General features: G+C 68.7%; 3 protein-coding genes. 1 reads left to right on the forward strand and 2 read right to left on the reverse strand.

What is annotated here, in order from left to right; all coding sequences use genetic code 11:
- Nucleotides 1-1,072: ABC transporter permease (locus ACT84W_RS10655; RefSeq protein WP_444329199.1), on the reverse strand; the 1,072-nt coding region annotated here is incomplete at its 3' end.
- Complete coding sequence (locus tag ACT84W_RS10660; RefSeq protein ID WP_432290849.1) at nucleotides 1,062-1,562, reverse strand: MarR family winged helix-turn-helix transcriptional regulator; 501 nt, start codon at nucleotides 1,560-1,562, stop codon at nucleotides 1,062-1,064. The genes ACT84W_RS10655 and ACT84W_RS10660, both read right to left, overlap by 11 nt.
- A gap of 203 nt (nucleotides 1,563-1,765) precedes the next feature.
- Between ACT84W_RS10660 and ACT84W_RS10665 the strand changes: the two genes are divergently transcribed.
- Nucleotides 1,766-2,243: M20/M25/M40 family metallo-hydrolase (locus ACT84W_RS10665; RefSeq protein ID WP_444329200.1), on the forward strand; the 478-nt coding region annotated here is incomplete at its 3' end.

A 2,243-nucleotide genomic window follows, 5' to 3' on the forward strand; every position in this document is an offset into this window, starting at 1 on the left:
GCGCTTCCTGTCGGCCGGCGGCGGGCGCGTCCGCGATGCTCGGCTCGGCGTCGAGCACCTCCGCGGCGCGCCCGAGGCACGCCAGCGCGCGCGGGACCTGGAGCAGCGCGAACTGCGCCATCATCATGAAGAACATGATGAGCATCGCGTACTCGAGCACGGCGCTGATCGAGCCGATGCCCATCGCGTGGGCGCCCACGCGCCCGGCGCCGAGCCAGAACACGAGCGCCTCGACCGCGTTCATGAGGAAGTACGTCATCGTGTCGGTCACGGAGAACACGAGGTTCACGCGGATGGCGCGGCGGGCGTACTCCTCGAAGGTCTCGTCCATGCGGGCACGCTCGTAGGACTCCTTGCCGAACGCGCGGATCACGCGGACGCCGGTGATGGACTCGCGCAGCCGCGTGTTCATCCGGTCGATGAAGCCCTGCAGGATCACGAAGATAGGCGCCGACTTGGCGACCGCGACCGCGCTGACGGCCAGGCACGCCACCACGACGGCGAGGAGCGCCGCGCCCATGACGTGGTCGATCCCGAAGGCCATGATGACCGCGACGACGCTCGTCACGGGCGCGGGCCCCAGCATGACGAAGGTCATAAAAAGGGTCTGCTGGACGACGTTCGCGTCCGAGAGCGTGCGCGTGATCATCGAGCCCGTGCCGAAGCACGCGAAGTCCGAGCCGGAGAGCTCGAGGCTGTGCTCGTACACGGCCGTGCGCAGGTCGCGGCCCACGTTCGCGGCAAGTCGCGAGGCGAGCTTGTAGCTCACGATGCAGCCGCCCGACCCCAAGAACGAGGCCGCGAGCATCCGCGCGCCGTGCATGAGGACGGCCGAGGAGCCGGCGCCTGCGAGGATCGAGTTGAGGAGCGCCGCGAGCTCGGTCGGCACGAGGAGCATGCCCGTGATGTCGCAGAGCAGGCACGCGAGCGTGGCCGCGGCGAGTCCCTTGTACGGCGCGATCAAGCTGGCGAGAAGCGCCCACGCCGAGGTCTTCTGCGTCCCGCGCGCCGCGGGCCGGCGGGCGGCCTGCGATGAGGGCGCTGCCGCAGCCGTCTGTAACTTATCGCTCATCGTCTGCCCCCTTCGAGCGCGCGAGCTCGGCTTCCACGCCCTCGACGTACTTCTCGACCAGGCGGATGAGCTCCGCCTGCTCATCGGCGTCGAGCACGTCGAAGGCGCGTCGCTCGGCGGCGCAGGCGGGCGCGATCCTGCGGTCGGCGAAGGCTGTGCCCGCCTCGGTGAGCGCGACGGACTTGGACTTCTTGCTCCCCTCGCAGAAGGACATCTCCACAAGGCCCTTGGCCTCGAGCGAGCGGAGCGCGGAGTTGATGGTCTGCTTCGACGCGACGCAATCCTCGACGAGGCTGCGCACGGTCGCGGTACCGCCGCTGGCGTAGATGGCGTACATGACCCAGTACGCGGACTCGGAGAGCCCGCAGGTGTGTGCCATGTCGTAGTACAGGCGGTCCGTCTTTCGGTAGAGGCGGTCGAAGCTGCGGCTCCACGCCTCGAGCCCGACGAGGCCGTCGGCGTCGCGCGGGAGTTGGTTCTCTTGGTTCATCGGTGGGGTTGCTTTCGTCCGTGTTCGTACTTTCTTGACTAAGTTTAGTACGAGTTCGGATTAAAGCAAACGGCATCCGCCGTGGGCCGCCCTCCGCGCCCCTGCGCATGGCGCGGAGTCGGGGCGGGTCGCCGACAGCCCAGGGCACGCAGGCCCGCCAAGGCGTAGAATCTCGGCGGAACCCAATCTGGAGGCGATCGTACATGACCGAGAAGATCGACGAGGAGTACGCGTGGCGGCTCGCCGCTGAGCTCGTGCGCATCGAGAGCACCGACCCCGGTGTCTACGAGGGAGAAATCGAGCAGCACATAAAGTCGCTGGTGGAACAGCGTGTTTCGAGCCTTCCGCAGTGGCTCGTGGACGCGGTCGAGGTGAGGGAGCTCGAGGCGCTGCCCGGCCGTCGCGACCTCATGGTGCGCCTGGCCGGCACAGGCGAGGAGCCCGCGCTCGTGTACTCCTGCCACATGGACACCGTCACCATCGGCGACGGCTGGTCCGAGGAGACCCCTGCGCTCGACGCGCGCGTCGTGGGCGACAAGCTCTACGGTCGCGGCGCCTGCGACATGAAGAGCGGCCTGGCCTGCGCGCTGACCGCGTTCTTCTCGCTGCTCGACGAGGTCGCCGGCCGCGGGGAGCTGCCGCGCCGAGGCTTCGCGCTGCTTCTCTCCGTCGATGAGGAGG

Origin of the sequence: Paratractidigestivibacter sp., from assembly GCF_052362415.1 — a bacterium.
Taxonomy (GTDB): Bacteria; Actinomycetota; Coriobacteriia; order Coriobacteriales; family Atopobiaceae; genus Paratractidigestivibacter.